The sequence below is a fragment of the Mucilaginibacter sp. R-33 genome (assembly GCF_049949235.1).
GTDB lineage: Bacteria > Bacteroidota > Bacteroidia > Sphingobacteriales > Sphingobacteriaceae > Mucilaginibacter.
In genome coordinates, this window is sequence record NZ_CP188089.1 from 5,416,841 (window position 1) to 5,435,173 (window position 18,333).

The following is an 18,333-nucleotide window of genomic DNA, read 5'->3' on the forward strand; positions in this document are numbered from 1 at the left end:
AATCCCCGACCTACAGAGCGAATCTGCATAGTTTGGGATTGCTTCGTGCCTCGCAATGACGCGTTTAGTTTTTAGATTTATCTATCAACTAAACACCGCCAGCACCCCAAAATAAACCAGCATACAACCCGAGCTGATGAAATTCATGCGCATGGCGTTTTTAAAATTAGCATTCGCCGTTGATTGGCCTACTTTATAAAACCAATAATTGAAAAAGAAAAATATTGGTGCGGCGCATACTATAAAGAAATAAAAGTTAAGCATCATCCCGGCCAGGTGCCAGTACCAGTAGGAAAGGGCTATCCCCGCGGCAAACAATACGCCCGAAAAAATAAAGGAGCCTTTGTAGCCTAAAACGATACTAAGCGTTTTATCGCCCCGCCTGCTATCTTCATCATGCTGATAAACCTGGGTTAAGGGGTATGATGCCCCGATGAGGCATGAACTGATAGCTCCCGGAATAATCAGGCCTAAATCCCAATGACCAAACAGGCTTGTACCGGTCAAAGCCGTGTAGGTGGTATAATAAATAAAACATCCCTGGAAAATGAACACCGTTAAAAAGCTGATGATCGGATATTTTTTTAACCGGGTAGCAGGATGGCTGTACAGCTTTGACATAATACCATAAATGAGCACCGCGAAGGCAAACTCCCAGCTAATGATAAAGCCAAGCAAAAACGCAATAACCTCCAGCAGAATGGAAAAATAATACAGGCTGAGATCTACTTCGGGAGGTTTGGCTAACAGGGCAATGCTATCTTCATCCTTATCAAAATAACTGTTATAGCCATTGCTGGCCGGGAAAGCAAGGAAATGCCAGATAACAAACACAAGTACGGCTGTTGAAGCTTTCACCACATCGACCTGGCTAAAGGCAAACAGGTATACAGGCAGCAAAAAAATAGAGAAAACAAACCGCAAATGCGCCAATGCCGACCGGGTAGGGATAAATTGTTTAAACTTCATGGCGTGTTTTTACATTATAATTACTGCCGGAGGCAACATCAGGTTGCCTGATTATGGTTATAAACATACAACCTTAAGTACAAAATTCCTTCAGTATAAATTATTATGTTTGAAACAACGTTAATGTAACATGAATAAGAAAATTTATATAGTTGTACTTTTAATTTTCGCCACGACAGCGGGCTTCGCGCAAACGGTATCTAAATCAGATATCAGCTTTAAGATTAAAAACCTTGGCTTTAATGTTGGCGGCACCTTCGGCGGTTTGCAGGCCGATATTAAGTTTAAGCCTAATGACCTGGAAGGCAGCTTTATCGAAGCGTCAGTGTTATCCAATACGGTTAATACCGATAACGAAAGCCGTGATAAGCATCTTAAAAGCGAAGATTATTTTGACGTAATTAAATATCCAAAGATCACACTAAAGTCAGTTTCCTTTAAACGTAAAAGTGGGAGCAACTATACCGGCAATTTTAACGTAACTATAAGAGATAAAACAAAGTTGATTGAAGTACCTTTTACGTATACGGAATCAGGTAATACAGCACAACTGAAAGGAAACTTTATGATTTTGAGGACAGATTTTGGAATAGGCGGCAAAAACCTGATCCTTTCAAATGAAGCCAATGTTTCGGTTGAGGCGGAGATCAGCAAATAAAACGCTTAATCATTTTTAATGGAGAGTTGCATCAGTGCTATCGGGATAGCAAATCCCGCCAATCGTATTGCCCAGCAGGATATTTACCATTTCATGGCTAACGCCTTTAGGCTGGATGCAACTAATGCAGCAAGGTTAAAGGGAATTTATGACCATTCGGGAATTGATTACCGCTATTCAGTGATCCCCGATTTTGGCTACCGCGACCCTGCCGATTTTACTTTTTTTGAGCAGTCGACCGGACTCGAGCCTTTCCCCGACACGCAGAAACGCTTAAAGCTTTACGAAAAAGAGGCCATCACCATAGCCGTAAATGCAGCTCAAAACTGTCTTCAAAATTTCAGCGGTGATATTACCCGTAACATAACACACCTGGTAACCATTAGTTGTACAGGCATGCACGCGCCGGGCATTGATATTGAACTTGTGGACAAGCTTCAATTAAACCGAGATACCGAACGTACCTGTATTAATTTTATGGGCTGCTACGGCGCCATAAACGGCCTTAAGGCGGCCGACTATATTTGCCGCGCCGAAGCCAACGCCAAAGTGCTTGTAGTAAGCGTAGAGCTTTGCACTTTGCACTTCCAAAAAGTAAACACGCTGGATAATTGGGTTGCCAACTCGCTATTTTCAGATGGTGCGGCAGCCGTTTTGGTCGAAAACACGGCTAACCGTTTAGGTAGTGGCAATTACTTTTCGCTCAAAAATTTCTATTCGGAATTTGTTATTGAAGCCCGCAATGAGATGGGATGGTATGTTGGCAATACCGGCTTCGAGATGAAACTTACCTCCAAAGTATCCAAACAAATCAAAAAACATATCAAGGCCCTTACCGACCGTTTTTTGCAAAAGGCCAAAACCCATATAGATGATATTACGGCCTACGCTGTCCATCCCGGTGGGCGTACCATTTTGGAAGCCGTTGAAGATGCGCTGGAGTTGCCGGAAGAAAGCAACGCATTCGCTTACCAGGTGCTGCAGGAATACGGCAACATGTCATCGGCAACTATTTTATTTGTGCTGGATAAAATGCTGAAAGCCGGTAATCTGGTAGATCAGAAGATATTGAGTTTCGCTTTTGGGCCGGGTTTAACGGTTGAGGGAATGATACTTGAAATGCACTAAGCCATTATGAGCGACGTAATTGTAATTGGCGGGGGCCTGGCCGGATTATTCAATGCTATATTGCTGAACCGCGCCGGACTTAAAGTTACAGTTATCGAAAAAAAAACCTACCCCATGCATCGCGTTTGCGGCGAGTATATCTCGAACGAGGTGATCCCCTTTTTGTCTTCGCTGGATATCAATCTTGATGAACTGAATGTTGCCCGCATCAACCGGCTGGAGGTAACAGCGGCATCCGGCACCAAACTTTCGCAAAAGCTTGACCTAGGCGGTTTTGGTTTAAGCAGGTTTACTTTCGATAATTTTCTGTACCAAAAAGCCCTCGCCGAAGGGGTTGACATTTTAACCGGCACGCGGGTGGAGGATATCCGTTTTGCTGGCGAAAAATTTGAAGTGGTAACTCCCGGCGGAACATTAACAACCCCGTTGGCTATCGGCTCATTTGGTAAACGCTCCAATCTCGATCAAAAACTTAAACGGCCATTTTTTTCTAAGCGCAGCCCTTACCTGGCCGTAAAATTTCATTTGCAGATGGATTTCCCACAGGACCTCATCCAGCTTAATAATTATAAAGACGGCTATTGTGGGGTAAGCAAAACAGATGGCGACAGGTATTGCATGTGCTATATGGCCCACCGCGATGAGCTCCGAAAGTATGGTACTTTACAGGCTCTGGAAGAGAACGTGATCCGCAAAAACCCTTACCTGGATGAGATCTTTCGTAACGCTAAATTTTTACTGGAGAAACCGGAAGTGATCAATGAGATCTCCTTTGAGAAGAAGGCGCCTGTTGATAACCACATCCTGATGAGCGGAGACACCGCCGGGATGATAGCTCCGCTTTGTGGCAACGGCATGACTATGGCCATTCATTCGGCTAAAATCCTTTCCGAAAAAATTATTACACACTATAAGCCGGGTAGCTTTAATGCTGAAAAGCGCGCTAACCTTGAGCAGGATTATGCCCAAAGCTGGAACAAACAGTTTGCGCAAAGGCTTTGGGTTGGCAGGCAGTTACAGCGTTTGTTTGGTAACGATAATATGACAGCCTTTACTTTAAATACGCTCAATCACCTGCCTTCTGTTGCACAATACCTAATAAGTAAAACTCACGGCCAACCATTTGTATAGTTTAAGCGTATATATTATAGAAATTTAACCCAAAGTTGATAATTGGTTTTAATAATTAATTGCCAGCTCTTGGCTTTGTACATTTGATGCTATAATATATGCCTGATTTAAGTTACCGTACAGATACACTGGAGATCATGGACGATTTTAATCTCCCCTCTGCCGAAGTAGCTCCGGTGCTTGAAGGCCTGGGGAAGATGAACGCGTTATTTGGCGGCCATAAAAACATTATCAACTTATTGAATAAATTATCTGTAAGTACGGGCTATTCTGTTAGTGATTGGGGTTGTGGCGGAGGGGACACCCTGATAGCTATTGCTAAATGGGCCGAAAGCAAACAAATCGATCTTAACTTAAACGGCGTTGACGCAGCACAGGCTGCTGTTAATTATGCCCGAAAACAGGCGAAGGATTATAGCAACATTAATTTTATCCAAGCCGATGTTATTGACGAAGCATATTTCATTAAACCGGCTGATGTGATCATTTGCAGCCTGTTCACGCACCATTTTGATGATGAGCGCTGGATTAAGCTCATCAAAAACATGCAAGCCTCGGCACAAAAAGGAATTATCATTACCGACCTGCACCGGCACTGGCTTTTATACCATGCCATAGTGTTAATAACCCGTGTTTTTACCCGTAATGCCATGGCACAAAATGATGGCCCCCTTTCGGTTAAGCGTGGTTTTAAAAGGCACGAATTGTTGGCATTATTAAAAAAAGCACAAATTGATAACTTTAAATTAACATGGCGCTGGCCTTTCAGATGGGAGTTAATCATCTATAAATCGTAGCTTTACGCTATGAATTTGCGTGTACTGGTTTTAACAACCTCGCTTGGCGTGGCAATTACGCTCTCGGCAGTTAACTTTTATTTTCAGCATAAATGGTACGATGTAATGGTTACTTTTTCGGTGGCCCTTGGTGTAAGTTACTTCGTTTTCTACTACCTTATCGAAAAATATATTTACTCCCGTATCAAGTTAATTTATAAACTGATCCATAACCTGAAATTAGGCCGCGATCTTAGGGACGCCCTTGGCGAACACGTAAGCGCCAACCCCATTGCCGATGTAGAACAGGAGGTAAAGGAATGGGCCAAACAGAAAAAGACCGAGATAGACGAATTGCGTAAGCAGGAAAAGTTCCGCCGGGATTTTCTGTCCAATATTTCACACGAGTTTAAAACCCCGCTTTTTGCTATCCAGGGTTACATAGAAGCCCTGCAGGACGATGATCTGGAAGACAGGGAAATGGCCCGACAATTTTTGGAGAAGGCCTCGAAAAATGTAGACCGCCTAAGTTATCTGATTAAAGACCTTGATGAAATCTCCAAACTCGAATCGGGTGAGATGCCTATCAATTACACTAAATTCAAGATCAACGACCTGATCAAAGAGGTTTTTGAATCATTGGAGATCAAAGGCAAGCAGTACCACATCAAACTTATATTTAAGCAAAAGTATGATGAGCCTATTGTGGTGAATGCCGACAGGGAAAAAATAAGACAGGTGCTCGTGAACCTGATAGATAATTCGTTTAAGTACGGTAAAGAAGAAGGCAGCACTTCGGTAAGCCTTTTTGTACTGCACGACCAGGTTTTGGTTGAAGTTACCGATGACGGCATTGGTATTGAAGAAAAGTTTTTGCCAAGACTGTTTGAGCGTTTTTTCCGTACAGACAGCAGCCGTTCAAGGCAAATTGGAGGCTCCGGGCTGGGGCTTGCTATTGTAAAGCATATCATTGAAGCCCACCAGCAAACTATCAATGTGCGCAGTACAGAAGGGCTTGGCTCAACGTTTGGTTTTACATTGGCAAGGGCTAAGCAGACCATTCCTTTCCCAAATTTACCTGTGTTAAAAAGTTAACAATAATTTAACATACTAACTGTACCTTTACACCAATTTCAAATCACTATGTCGCTAAACAGTATATTCCAGTATTTTGTACCCAAGGATAAAAAAATATTCTTCCCTCTGTTTGAACAAGCCGCGGCCAATGTTGTAGCTATGGCTACCATATTGGTTGAAGCAGTTAACTCAAACAACCCTGCAACCCGCGAGGATTTATATAAACAGATTGACAAGCTTGAAAACAAAGGCGACGAGTATACCCACCAGATTTACCTGGAGCTTGGCAAAAATTTCATAACACCTTTTGATCGTGAAGATATCCACGCCCTTGCAACAGCTATTGATGACGTGGCTGACTATATACAGGGTGCGGCAAACCGCATGAGCCTGTACAGGATAGATGATTTGAATGAGCACATCCGTAAGCTATCTGACCTGATACTGCAGGCCAGTGTTGATTTGGAAAAAGCTGTAAAAGAACTGAAAGACCTTAGGAATGTACGTAATATAGCCGATTCATGCATCAGGATAAACAGCGTTGAAAACCAGGCTGATTATGTTTTTGACCGCGCTGTAGCCGACTTGTTCCTGTATGAAAAAGATGCTATCCGCCTTATCAAATACAAAGAAATATTAGCCGCTCTTGAAACCGCTACCGATATGTGCGAAGACGCAGCTAATGTTATGGAGTCAATCTTAGTTAAAAACGCTTAAGTAAATCTTATCCCCAGCTAAATGGTTACTTCCCTACTTGTAGTTATTGTTGTACTCGCCCTGTTGTTTGATTACACCAATGGCTTTCATGATGCCGCAAACTCTATAGCTACCATTGTATCTACCAAAGTATTAACACCGTTTCAGGCAGTGTTAATGGCTGCGGTATTCAACTTTGCAGCTTACTTTTTTATTAAAGATCATAAGGTTGCTAATACCGTATCTAAAATTGTATTGGAGCACTATGTTACCCTGCATGTGATCCTGGCTGGTTTGGTGGCCGCCATCACCTGGAACCTGTTTACATGGTGGTTCGGAATCCCTTCAAGCTCGTCGCATACCCTTATTGGGGGCTTTGCCGGTGCCGGGATGACTAACGCACTTTACATGGGTGCCAATGCCCTGCATGCTGTTGAAATGCAATATGTGCTAAAAATTGTTGCCTACATCGTACTTGCCCCGTTTATTGGTTTAATTATAGCTTATGTTGTAACCATTTTAATACTCCACCTGTGCAAAGCTGCCAGACCAGCCACTGCCGAGCGCTGGTTTAAACGCATGCAGTTAGTATCGTCGGCAGCTCTGAGTTTTGCTCACGGTGGTAACGATGCTCAAAAAGTAATGGGGATCCTGTACGTAAGCCTTATTGCTTCAAAAGTGATAAAGCCAGGCTCAGTAATGCCGGAGTGGATTCCTTTAGCTTGCTACTCAGCTATTGCTGCGGGTACTATGTCGGGCGGTTGGAAGATCGTTAAAACCATGGGCTCAAAAATAACCAAGGTTACCCCGCTTGAAGGTGTAAGTGCCGAAACTGCTGGTGCTATCACTCTGTTTATTACCGAGCGTTTCGGGATTCCGGTTTCAACAACACATACTATCACCGGCTCAATTATAGGTGTGGGTTTAACTAAACGTGTATCGGCCGTGCGCTGGGGCGTAACCATTAACCTGGTTTGGGCCTGGATCATTACCATACCTATTTCGGCCCTGATTGCCGCCGGTGTATTTGCATTATTACATTTCTTTGCGTAAACAAACCGGTGGTAATTTTGTTAGTTTTACTTACTATGAAAACAAGACTACTCATTATCCCCACCCTAATAGCTTTAATTACATTTACCAGCTGTGATACGCTAAACCAGGTAGCTAACGCCACTATTCAAAACCAGGGAACACCAACGTCGCTTGAAATAGGCAACGGTTTAAAACAGGCCCTTGAAATAGGCACGGGTAAAAGCTCTGATCAACTATCGGCAGTTAACGGATTTTTTGGCAATGCCGCTATCAAGATCCTTTTCCCGCCCGAAGCACAAAAGGCTGAGAGAACCTTACGCGGGCTTGGCCTGAACAGCCTTTGCGATAATGTAATCCTTTCGCTTAACCGCGCAGCCGAAGATGCTGCAAAACAGGCAAAACCTATTTTTATTGATGCTATTAAGCAAATGACCCTGCAGGATGTTACCAATATTTTATTGGGCAGCCAGGATGCGGCAACACAATACTTTAAACGTACCACTACCGCGAAGCTAAGCCTGCAGTTTAAACCTGTTATCCAGGGCAGTTTAAATAAAGTGAACGCTACCAAATACTATACTGACGCGGCACAAGCCTACAACAAAGTTCCGTTTGTATCAAAGCTTAATCCTGATATCAGCGATTATGTGACCCAAAAGGCCATCGACGGCTTATTTGTAGAGATAGCCAAAGAAGAGCTTAACATTCGTCAAAATCTTGGTGCGCGTACAACGCCTTTATTGCAAAAAGTATTCGCTTTTGCTGATAAGAAAAAAACTACCGGACAATAAAATAGATAGAAAAAGAAATACAAAAAGGCTGCGTCGAATCTTAATCAACGCAGCCTTTATTAGGCATATTATTTTTGCTTTTGGAATTTAACCTTTACAGTAACAACTTCGGGTTTGTTGTTAGTACTGCCAACCCATGAGGGGCCGTTTTTAATAAGCTCGATAGCTTTTTGATCGGCCGCTTCATTCAGGCTTTTTTTAATGCTAAACTCATCTGTGATACCGCTCGGGAATACCGTAAATGTTACGGTCACGGTGCCGGCAGTACCATCAGGCAGTACGGCATTAGTTTGTAAATATTTTTTCAGGCTGCCCCAGCCCAGTTGCGGATGTGCCGCAGTGACACTCACCTCGCCGTTGTCATCGTCTCTTTTAGTTACAACCACCTCATTAAGAGCCCTGGAATCGGGCTTAAGCGCTACTTTAATACTATCGCCGCGTGTGGCGTTAACCTGCCTCGGCTCGTAACCAATATAAACCACATCAAGCGTCGCCTTATCCCCCGGAGAGCTTAGCGCGAATTTTCCATTAACATCAGTTACCGTGCTCCGGTTGGTGCCTTTGATCCTGATTGCCGCACCAATTAAAGGCGAGCCGTCATCTCTCGAAATTATAGTACCGGCAATGTATAATGATTGTGCTGCTGATTTACTGCTGCCAAAAATAGTTGCTGGTGAAGATGTAACACCGTCAACCTTTCCGGGTAATTTAAATTGCAGCGGAGCTTTTGATTTAGCTACGGTAGTATTCGCTCTTAATGCTATCACATCCTGGCTTACTGTATCTTTTTTTGCAATTGGAGCTGTGTATCCTGCTACTATCCGCTCACTTAAATTGCCTTCTTCTTTCAAAACAACTTTATCTTTAGCAGCAGCGGGCGGAGTTGCCGGTACTGCTAAAGGATTGCTGCCCACAGGAGGCGGAACATCATTCGAAGCTGTTTTATTGTCGCCAGCGGAGATTTCCTGCTGATAAAGCGCATTAGCCGATTGCTTTGCCCGTCTTGATTTTTTATTTACTGCAACTGATGGGGCCTGTATGGGCGTATTGGCACTCGCTTTTTTAACTGTATCGCCGGTCTTTACGGTATCGGCGGCAGCTGCCATGGGCGGAATGGAATTTTTATTTCCTGCAATGTTATTACTTTGCAGTTCAGCTTTAGGAGATCTGTTAAGATAAAGGCCTCCCAAACTTAATGCTATTAAAACCGAAGCCGCTATGGGCCAAACGGTCCACGGCATTACACGGCCTTTATTTTCTCCGGTACGCTGCCGCAGTCTTGAGCTAAGGTCAGCAAGGTTTAATTGTTGACTTGTCCCCATGTTTTCATATCCTTCCAATGCATCCATCAAAAAAGGGTCGTTTAGTGCCTCCATCTCCAGTTTATGCATAGCACGGGCATCAAGCTCTCCGTTGAGATACTTCTGTATTTGCAATATATTTGCCTTTTTACTATGCACTGTTCCGTTCGAGGCAAATTTTCAAATTCCTCTTACCGTTCTGGATATAACTCTTTACCTCATTTAAAGTATATCCTGTTATCCCGGCAATTTCTTTATAACACTTCTCTTTTAAATAAAACAGGTCGATACTTTGTTTTTGCCCGCCGGTTAACCCTGCTATGCAGTGCTCCAAAGCTTTCAAAGCCTCTTCCCTGTTATTATCCTCAGGATGCAAAAAGGGGGTAAATTCCATAACTTCATCTAAATTAACCAACTCCATCTTTTTACCGCTTCTTAACTGCATCAAGCAATAATTGCGCCCAAGTACATACACCCAATTCCTGAACTGGTTAATCTCATGCTTTTTAACCTTATCAACCAGCTCCTCAAAAATGCCCATTACCGCGTCTTTGGCCAGTTCTTCATCTTTCAGATATTTAAGGCAAACGCCATAAACAAGGGGCATATATCTTTCATATAAGCTGCCCAAAACTGTTAGGTTACCGCTTGCGCGATAATCACTAAGTAGTTCTTCGTCTGTTGATTTCCCTGGTTTTTGGGGTTTTATAAATAGGCTCATTAAACATACAAAATTAATTTATTAAAATGGTTTATGGAAATTAACTGCCTGCCGACCATTCTATTTAAAGAAAATAAGCTAATAACGAGGTGCTTTTCATATGTATTGGCCTATTTCTATTATAAACCCTGAATACACTAAGTCCGCACTGAAAGGCCAACAGCATAAAGGTTAAACAAAAAAAGCGATGCCCGGGAGCATCGCTTTTCTATAAATATCCTAACATTTTTACCTTGCCGGTTGAGGCTTTGGCAGCTCTTTGCGCGGTATCATTTCGGCGCGTTGTGCCGTATGGTAAACAAATGAAGCAACAATGGTAGCGGCTTGTTTCAGGTCGTCTTCAATAAGGCGATCGTAAGTGTCCTGATTACTATGATGAGTACGTGAACCGTAATCAATAGCATCCTGGATAAACTGGAAGCCCGGAATGCCAACGGCATCAAATGAAAGGTGATCGGTACCGCCGGTATTACGAATGGTAAGCGTGGTGGCGCCAAGATCTTTAAAAGGTTCAAGCCAGGCCTTAAAGATAGGTGCTGCGGCCGAATCTCCCTGTAAATACACTCCACGGATCTTGCCGGTTCCATTATCAAGGTTGTAATAGGCCGAAAGCTTTGCTTGTTCGGGTTTAAGCTCCATCGTTTTAGGATCGCCAAAATGATTGGCCACATATCCGCGCGAACCAAATAAGCCCTGCTCTTCCGAACTCCATAAGGCGATGCGAATGGTGCGTTTGGGTTTAAAGTTAATCGCTTTTAAAATACGCATGGCCTCCAGCATTACCGCGCTGCCCGCTGCATTATCGGTAGCACCGGTAGCGGCATGCCATGAATCAAGGTGGCCGCCAAGCATTACTACCTGGTCTTTCAGCTTTTTGTCCGTTCCTGGAATTTCAGCGACTACATCATAGCCCTGCAGGTCGTCGGTAATGAATTGGGTTTTAATATCAGCTTCCAGTTGTACCGGCTGGCCACCTTTTATAAGGCGCAAAATGCGCTGGTAATCTTCGCTGCTGGTTTCAAGCTCGGGTGCTACCGCTTTTGCGGTATCGGCGTATGAAGCGCCGTTGGTGGTAAACACAGTACCATCAGTACCGCGGGCCTGGCTTAACACCAAGCCAGCTTTTTCATCAACCAAAAATTGGCTTAATGCAGTCCTGAATGCACGTAATTTACGGAATGCAGCCATTTGGGCGGCGTTGGGGTCTACAGCGTTCCTGCGCGGGCCGGCCGGCGTAGCTTTCGCGTTGGCCATTTCGGTAAGTTCCTCATCGGTATAACGGGCGGCATCCACTTTCCAGGTACGTTCTGTTGGTGCTTTAGTATCAAATATCACGATTTTGCCGGCCAGCTTACCTTTGTATTGCTCAAGCTCTGCTGCCGAATCGGCTTTGATTATCATCACTTCGCCTTTGATCAAGCCATTTGTACCCGGTGTCCATGCTTTAGGGATGGCGATAATTGCATGATAGTAAGGAACCGTGATAGCTGCATAGTTTTTTTGAACCTCCCAGCCTTTGCCAAATTTACCCCAGGCTTCCAACTTAGAGTTGGCCATGCCCCAGGTTTTAAGCTGATTAACAGCCCAGTTTTGGGCGCGCTTTAAGCCCGGAGAATTGGCAAGCCTTGGGCCCGAAACATCTGTAAGATAAAAAGCCGTTTCCATTACCTTTGAATGGTTAAGGCCTTCTTCCCTTATTTTTTGAACCATTGCCGCATCAACAGGTTCCTGTGCAAACGACGGTACTGCAATACCTGCCGTAATTAAACACGAAAAGAGTAGTTTTAATTTCATATACAATAAATAATAAGATCAGTTAATAACAAACCTATTTATTATAAATTAAAATTGGGAATATATTGTGTTAACAAAGTTGTTACACGGGGATTAAGTTAGCTGGTCCAAGTTAATCTTCAGTTAATGGTTAAATTTATGACGAAAGTTTTAGTAACTTAAGTGATTATAAATAATTGATTCCCCACCAAAGAAATAATTATGATAAAAGGAAGAAGTTGTAAAGTAATGCTTGGCTGTGCTTTATATACGACTCTCTCACTTGCTTCCTGTGCAAAGTCAAGTGGTTTTTATATTGACGTTAAAAAAGATGCTATAGTTTCATGCAATGGGGAGAGCTTAAATGAGATGTCACTGGAAGATGATTCAAGCAGTGTAACGCTACGGAGTTCCGAATCTGTTATATACTTCAATAAAAAGAATCTTGGACTTGCTGCTCAAATGGACTTTAATGGAGAGGTCATTAATGATTTTGATTTAAAACTCAAGCCAAAATGCGCTTATAAACTACGTAAACATATGGGCTATGATAGAGGGGCTTTCTCCGCTACGTTCAAAACCGATAGCTTAGGAAATATTATTATGACATCAAATGCCAATTGTCGATAATTTATTAACGGATCGAGGCTCAAGGACAGCCAAAACTCGACCAGTCCCGGAGTCCTCCTCTGAGAATACAGACTTACGAAGTTTCAAAAACTTCGTAAGTCTCCGCTTTGTGAGAAAGCCCCAACAAAAAAGGGCTTATCCGTTACAGATAAGCCCTTCAATATTATAAAGCTGATTATTCAATTACAGCTTGCGTTTTACTTCCACATTTTCGTACGCTTCAACAATATCGCCTACTTCAATGTTGTTAAAGTTGGCGATGTTCAAACCGCACTCGTAACCGGCACTTACCTCTTTCACATCGTCTTTATAACGTTTTAGTGAAGCCAGTTCGCCAGTGTAGATCACCACGCCATCGCGGATGATGCGGATCTTGCTGTTACGGTTAATTTTACCATCCAATACCATACAACCTGCAATAGTACCCACTTTGCTGATCTTGAAGGTTTCGCGGATCTCAACGTTAGCCACAATCTTCTCTTCAAAGGTTGGTGCAAGCATACCTTCCATCGCCGCTTTGATCTCGTTGATCGCATCGTAGATGATAGAGTACAGCCTGATATCGATCTGTTCAGCTTCGGCCAGTTTACGGGCACCGCCTGAAGGGCGTACCTGGAAACCGATGATGATCGCGTCGGATGCTGATGCCAGCAATACGTCTGATTCGGAGATCTGACCTACCGCTTTCGAGATGATGTTCACCTGGATCTGCTCGGTAGACAGTTTCAGCAATGAATCTGACAAGGCCTCGATAGAACCATCCACGTCACCTTTAACGATGATGTTAAGCTCCTTGAAGTTACCCACTGCTAAACGACGGCCGATCTCATCAAGGGTGATGTGTTTTTGTGTACGTAAGCCCTGCTCACGTTGTAACTGCAGGCGTTTGTTGGCAATTTCACGTGCCTCAACTTCGCTTTCAAGCGCATTGAACTTATCGCCCGCGGTTGGTGCGCCCTGCATACCCAATACCTGTACCGGTGTTGATGGTCCCGCTGAATCTACACGCTGGCCACGCTCGTTGGTTAACGCTTTAACACGACCGCTGTAGCAGCCTGCCAGTATCGGATCACCTACTTTTAAGCGGCCTGCCTGTACCAGGATGGTGGTAACAATACCACGGCCTTTATCTAAAGCTGCTTCAATAACAGTACCTACGGCACGTTTGTTAGGGTTAGCTTTCAGTTCAAGCAATTCGGCCTCAAGCAATACTTTTTCCAATAACAAGTCAACATTTAAGCCGGTTTTGGCCGAAATTTCCTGCGACTGGTATTTACCGCCCCACTCTTCAACCAAAATATTCATGGCCGATAATTGTTCCCTTACCTTATCGGCATTGGCACCCGGCTTGTCAATTTTGTTAAAGGCGAAGATGATTGGTGCACCTGCAGCCTGCGCGTGGTTTATGGCCTCGCGGGTTTGCGGCATCACGCTGTCATCGGCAGCTATCACTATAATTACAATATCTGTAACCTGCGCACCCCTTGCACGCATCGCGGTAAACGCTTCGTGACCCGGCGTATCCAGGAAGGTGATCTTTCCTTTGTTATCAGGCAATGTTACTTCGTAAGCACCAATGTGCTGGGTTATACCACCCGCTTCGCCGCCTATTACGTTGGTTTTGCGTATAAAGTCGAGCAATGAGGTTTTACCGTGGTCAACGTGGCCCATGATGGTTACGATTGGTGCACGAGTCACCAGGTCGGCCGGATCATCAGGCTGGTCAAGGTTGGCTTCCTCATCCTGCGGTTTAACAAATTCAACCTGGTAGCCAAACTCATCGGCCACAATTGAAAGTGTTTCGGCATCAAGCCTTTGGTTAATGGAAACAAACATACCTAGGCTCATACAGGTAGATATGATCTGGGTTACAGATACATCCATCATGCTTGCCAGCTCATTTGCCGTTACGAACTCGGTAACCTTCAATACTTTTGATTGGAGTTCCTGTTCCATTGCCAGTTCTTCGGCACTTGCAGCAACGTCATCACGTTTTTGACGACGGAATTTAGCGCGCTGTGCAAACTTGCCCGACTTACCCGCACCGCTTAAGCGTGCAAGTGTAGCCTTGATCTGGTCTTGTATGTCTTTTTCTGAAGGTTCTTCCTTCGGTCCTGTATGTTGAGGCGGATTATTGCGGTTGTTCCTGAAATCCGGGCGGTTACCACCGCCATGACCTCCCTGGCCCTGACCTGGCCCGCTGTTTCCGGGTGCTCCATGTGTACGGTTCCTGAAATCCGGGCGGTTAGGATTAATGGTACCACCACCGCTGGGCTGCTGACCTTGTTGCGGGTGATTGCCACCACCGCCCTGCTGGCCATGCGGATGGTTACCGCCGCCTTGCTGCGGGTTGCCCTGGTTATCTTTACGCTTACGTTTGCGTTTGTGATCGGCCGAGTTATTATTTGAATTTGATGATGAAGCTACCGGGTTGCGTTTTGGCGCATTAACCGGCAACTGGATCTTACCAATAATGTTTGGCCCTGTTAAACGCTCGGCTTTAGCCCGGATCACGTCTGGCTCCTGGCTGTCATCAGCTACTGGTGCAGCCGGAGTTTCGGGAGCAGCCGGAGGGGTTGCAACCGGTGCTTTTTCAGCAACAGGTGCTTTAGGCTCTTCAGCTTTAGGTGCTTCGGTAACCGGAGCTGCCGGTTTTGGCGTTTCAACCTTTGGTGGTTCGGGCACAACCGGGGCTACCGGCTGTGGCGCTTCAACTTTTGGCTCGGCAGGTGCCGGAGCCGGTGTTGGCGCAGGTGCCTGTGCAACTGGCTCGGGTTGTTTAACAACTACTTCCGCTGGTTTTTCCGCAGGCTTCTCCGCCTGTGGCTTAGCATTCAGGTTGTTAAGGTCAATTTTTCCAACCACCTTAACACCAGGTAATACGTCATTGCGCTCATCAGAACGTGCAGGAGCTTGCGCTGCCGGAGCAGGCTCGGCCGGTTTTGGTTTTTCAACCTGCGGCTGTGCAAAGTGCCCTGTATTCTTGATCAGTATCTCTTCGTTCTCAAAATCGCGCGAACGGCGGTTCTCAACCGGCTTTTCAGGAAACTGTGCAGCAGGCTCTTCTTTCCTTATCTTTCCGATACTGATCTGCTTAGCTTCCTCCTTAATACTTTTGTCAACAGCAAATTCCTTTAACAGGGCATTGTACATGTCATTATCCAGCTTGGCCATAGGATGCTTGTCAACCTTGTATCCTTTGGTAGCTAAATAATCGACAAGGGTACCCATGCCAATGTTCAGTTCTTTTACTGCTTTAATTAATTTTATGGATTTGTCTTCTGACATTTAATATTACTTTCTCTGCTTATTTAGTGCAAAAATACGATTTTAATTTGCTTATTCCGCTTATTCAAACTCCGCATTCAATATTGATAGCACTTCTTTTACTGTTTCTTCCTCTAAATCGGTACGTTTTACCAATTCACCAACGGTTAAGGCCAGCACTGATTTTGCTGTATCTAAACCAATACGTTTAAATTCATCAATGATCCAGCCTTCAATCTCGTCTGAAAATTCTTCGATGTCCACATCCTCGTCATGCTCATCAGCCTCACGGTAAACATCAATTTCGTAGCCTGTCAATTTTCCTGCCAGCTTAATGTTGTGCCCGCCACGACCGATAGCTAACGATACCTGGTCGGGTTTTAAATACACAGCAGCTGTTTTTTTCTCATCATCTAATTTAATAGAAGTGATTTTGGCAGGCGACAATGCACGCTGAATATATAGCTGAACGTTGTTGGTAAAGTTAATAACGTCGATATTTTCATTTTTTAACTCCCGTACTATACCGTGGATCCGTGACCCTTTCATACCTACGCAGGCACCAACCGGATCGATACGGTCGTCATATGATTCAACGGCAACTTTAGCACGCTCGCCCGGTTCGCGTACAATTTTCTTGATGGTAATTAAGCCATCAAAAATCTCAGGAACTTCAAGCTCAAACAAACGCTGTAAAAATTCAGGCGCTGTACGCGAAATGATGATCTTAGGATTGCTGTTCAGCATATCTACCTTAGATACAACAGCTTTAACGCTATCGCCCTTTTTAAAGTAGTCGGCCGGGATCTGCTCTGTTTTTGGCAGCAACAGTTCGTTACCTTCGTCATCAAGTACCAGAGTTTCTTTTTTCCAAACCTGGTAAACCTCGCCTGTAACAATTTCACCTACGCGGTCTTTATATTTTTTGAAGATCTCGTCTTTCTCTAATTCCAGAATTTTTGATACCAGCGTTTGGCGGGCGGCTAAAATAGCACGGCGGCCAAAGCTTTCTAAAGTGATCTGTTCAATATAGTCATCACCAACTTCAAGGTCGGCGTCATACAGGTGTGCTTCGGCAAGTTCTATCTCCAGGTCATCATCTTCGCTAAAGCCATCTTCCATAACTTTACGTGTACGCCAGATCTCTAAGTCACCATTGTCGGTGTTCACAATTACGTCGCAATTTTCGTCCGTACCGTACTTTTTCCTGATCATGCTCCTGAAAACGTCTTCCAGTACGCTCATCATGGTAGGGCGGTCAATGTTCTTGAAATCTTTAAATTCCTGAAAAGAATCAATTAAATTAATATTGCTCATTTTTTACTTAAATGATATTAAAACCTTTGTTTCTGTTATTTGGTCCATTGGGATAACGCTTTCTATAACCTGCGCTTTTTTCCCTTTTTCTTTTACTTTTTCTTCAATGGTGATGGCATCCTCTGTAAGGCCGGTTAATGTGCCTTCGCGTTTAGCGCCATCTTTCATTTTAATGCCCAGGCTACGGCCAACATTCTTGGCGTATTGCCTTGGCGACGACAGCGGATAATCAATGCCGGGCGATGAAACCTCCAGGTTATAAGCGGTTTCAATCACGTTTTCCTCTTCCAGATGGAAACCTACGTGCCTGCTTACCTGTGCACATTCATCAATACCGATACCGTTATCGCCATCAAGCAGGATCACCAATTTACCGTTCGGGTGCATTTTAATGTCCACTATAAACAGGTTTGGTTTATCTGCTATCTTCTCTTCTACCAGTTCTTTTACCCTTTTTTCAATATTCATTACCCACCGGTGTTTTTGACAGAATAATTTTGATTGATAAAATAAAAGAGGGGACTAATTGCCCCCTCTTTTATTAACGGTTGCAAATATAATCAAAAATATTAAATTTTCAAGCATATAGGTAGTTTATTGCTTAAAAATCAAATCTGTATAGTGCAAGGTTCCGGGTTTGCTGCGGCTTTTTATCAAATCGGTCAGCGTACCACCGGCACTGAAATCATAGTAACGAAAAAAATACGTTTGCTGTGTACTAAAGGCTGTATCCGGCGTAAAAATAACAACATTATCTTTAACGGTGTAACTACCCGGCTGTGTGGGCTGCAGGTTTCGCATGCTGGTATCGGCAGGCATGCGGTAAACGGCCATGAGCGTTTCCCAGGCTTTGGCAGATGAATCACGGCTGATCTCGTTAATGATGGCTGGATCGAAACCGGTTATCTGCAATGCTTTCCCGTTATTAACTGTCTTAATGGTTACCAGTGTTTTGGTCGATGTTTCTGTACAACTGATTAAAAACATTAGCGGAAGTAATAAAGGAAAAAGTTTTTTCATTTGGCAAGATAGGTTTATTGTAATAAAAAGCGGATATTTCTGT

The 18,333-nt window shown here is 44.0% G+C and carries 17 protein-coding genes; 9 read left to right on the forward strand and 8 right to left on the reverse strand.

The annotated features are described in order from the left end of the window. Window positions 1–84: 84 nt before the first annotated feature. Window positions 85–969, reverse strand: a complete 885-nt coding sequence (locus ACP26M_RS22390; protein ID WP_426583435.1) for a UbiA family prenyltransferase — start codon at window positions 967–969, stop codon at window positions 85–87. Window positions 970–1,099: 130 nt separating this feature from the next. Here ACP26M_RS22390 and ACP26M_RS22395 point away from each other — a divergent pair, with 130 nt between their 5' ends. The 8 genes from ACP26M_RS22395 (at window position 1,100) to ACP26M_RS22430 (ending at window position 8,261) form a co-directional block, all read left to right on the forward strand. Continuing rightward, window positions 1,100–1,627 carry a YceI family protein gene (locus ACP26M_RS22395; protein ID WP_426583437.1) on the forward strand — a complete coding sequence of 176 codons (528 nt, stop codon included), beginning with the start codon at window positions 1,100–1,102 and terminating at the stop codon, window positions 1,625–1,627. Between the two features lie 18 nt (window positions 1,628–1,645). Beyond that, complete coding sequence (locus tag ACP26M_RS22400) at window positions 1,646–2,755, forward strand: type III polyketide synthase (RefSeq protein WP_426583439.1); 1,110 nt, start codon at window positions 1,646–1,648, stop codon at window positions 2,753–2,755. 6 nt (window positions 2,756–2,761) lie between these two features. Then, window positions 2,762–3,886 carry an NAD(P)/FAD-dependent oxidoreductase gene (locus tag ACP26M_RS22405; protein WP_426583441.1) on the forward strand — a complete coding sequence of 375 codons (1,125 nt, stop codon included), beginning with the start codon at window positions 2,762–2,764 and terminating at the stop codon, window positions 3,884–3,886. 98 nt (window positions 3,887–3,984) lie between these two features. After that, window positions 3,985–4,683 (forward strand): methyltransferase domain-containing protein, encoded by a 699-nt coding sequence (locus tag ACP26M_RS22410; RefSeq protein ID WP_426583443.1) that lies wholly within the window; start codon window positions 3,985–3,987, stop codon window positions 4,681–4,683. A 9-nt stretch (window positions 4,684–4,692) separates the two neighbouring features. Next, a complete protein-coding gene (locus ACP26M_RS22415) occupies window positions 4,693–5,757 on the forward strand; it encodes a sensor histidine kinase (RefSeq protein ID WP_090532532.1) in 1,065 nt (354 codons plus the stop codon). Between the two features lie 48 nt (window positions 5,758–5,805). Next, complete coding sequence (locus ACP26M_RS22420; RefSeq protein ID WP_090532530.1) at window positions 5,806–6,456, forward strand: DUF47 domain-containing protein; 651 nt, start codon at window positions 5,806–5,808, stop codon at window positions 6,454–6,456. A 21-nt stretch (window positions 6,457–6,477) separates the two neighbouring features. Then, window positions 6,478–7,488 carry an inorganic phosphate transporter gene (locus ACP26M_RS22425; RefSeq protein WP_090532528.1) on the forward strand — a complete coding sequence of 337 codons (1,011 nt, stop codon included), beginning with the start codon at window positions 6,478–6,480 and terminating at the stop codon, window positions 7,486–7,488. Window positions 7,489–7,523: 35 nt separating this feature from the next. Then, window positions 7,524–8,261, forward strand: coding sequence for a DUF4197 domain-containing protein (locus ACP26M_RS22430; protein WP_426583446.1), 738 nt, complete (start codon window positions 7,524–7,526; stop codon window positions 8,259–8,261). A 68-nt stretch (window positions 8,262–8,329) separates the two neighbouring features. On the opposite strand, the gene ACP26M_RS22435 is transcribed toward ACP26M_RS22430, so the two are convergent. The 3 genes from ACP26M_RS22435 to ACP26M_RS22445 form a co-directional block, all read right to left on the reverse strand. After that, window positions 8,330–9,697 (reverse strand): carboxypeptidase-like regulatory domain-containing protein, encoded by a 1,368-nt coding sequence (locus ACP26M_RS22435; protein WP_426583448.1) that lies wholly within the window; start codon window positions 9,695–9,697, stop codon window positions 8,330–8,332. Window positions 9,698–9,713: 16 nt separating this feature from the next. Then, entirely contained in the window at window positions 9,714–10,283 is a 570-nt protein-coding gene (locus tag ACP26M_RS22440; RefSeq protein WP_188833695.1) for an RNA polymerase sigma factor, read from the reverse strand. A 228-nt stretch (window positions 10,284–10,511) separates the two neighbouring features. Then, window positions 10,512–12,077, reverse strand: coding sequence for a M28 family metallopeptidase (locus tag ACP26M_RS22445; protein WP_426583451.1), 1,566 nt, complete (start codon window positions 12,075–12,077; stop codon window positions 10,512–10,514). A gap of 201 nt (window positions 12,078–12,278) precedes the next feature. Between ACP26M_RS22445 and ACP26M_RS22450 the strand changes: the two genes are divergently transcribed. After that, window positions 12,279–12,686, forward strand: coding sequence for a hypothetical protein (locus ACP26M_RS22450; RefSeq protein WP_090532520.1), 408 nt, complete (start codon window positions 12,279–12,281; stop codon window positions 12,684–12,686). Between the two features lie 183 nt (window positions 12,687–12,869). On the opposite strand, the gene infB is transcribed toward ACP26M_RS22450, so the two are convergent. From infB to ACP26M_RS22470, 4 genes are all read right to left on the reverse strand, one after another. Next, window positions 12,870–15,974: a translation initiation factor IF-2 gene (gene infB, locus ACP26M_RS22455; protein ID WP_426583454.1), complete on the reverse strand. Its 3,105-nt coding sequence runs from the start codon at window positions 15,972–15,974 to the stop codon at window positions 12,870–12,872. Between the two features lie 60 nt (window positions 15,975–16,034). After that, the gene (gene nusA, locus ACP26M_RS22460) at window positions 16,035–17,270 is read right to left on the reverse strand and encodes a transcription termination factor NusA (protein WP_090532515.1); all 1,236 of its coding nucleotides are present in this window, start codon (window positions 17,268–17,270) and stop codon (window positions 16,035–16,037) included. Window positions 17,271–17,273: 3 nt separating this feature from the next. Then, a complete protein-coding gene (gene rimP / locus ACP26M_RS22465) occupies window positions 17,274–17,738 on the reverse strand; it encodes a ribosome assembly cofactor RimP (protein WP_090532513.1) in 465 nt (154 codons plus the stop codon). 126 nt (window positions 17,739–17,864) lie between these two features. Beyond that, a complete protein-coding gene (locus ACP26M_RS22470) occupies window positions 17,865–18,290 on the reverse strand; it encodes a hypothetical protein (protein WP_090532511.1) in 426 nt (141 codons plus the stop codon). Between the last annotated feature and the right edge of the window lie 43 nt (window positions 18,291–18,333).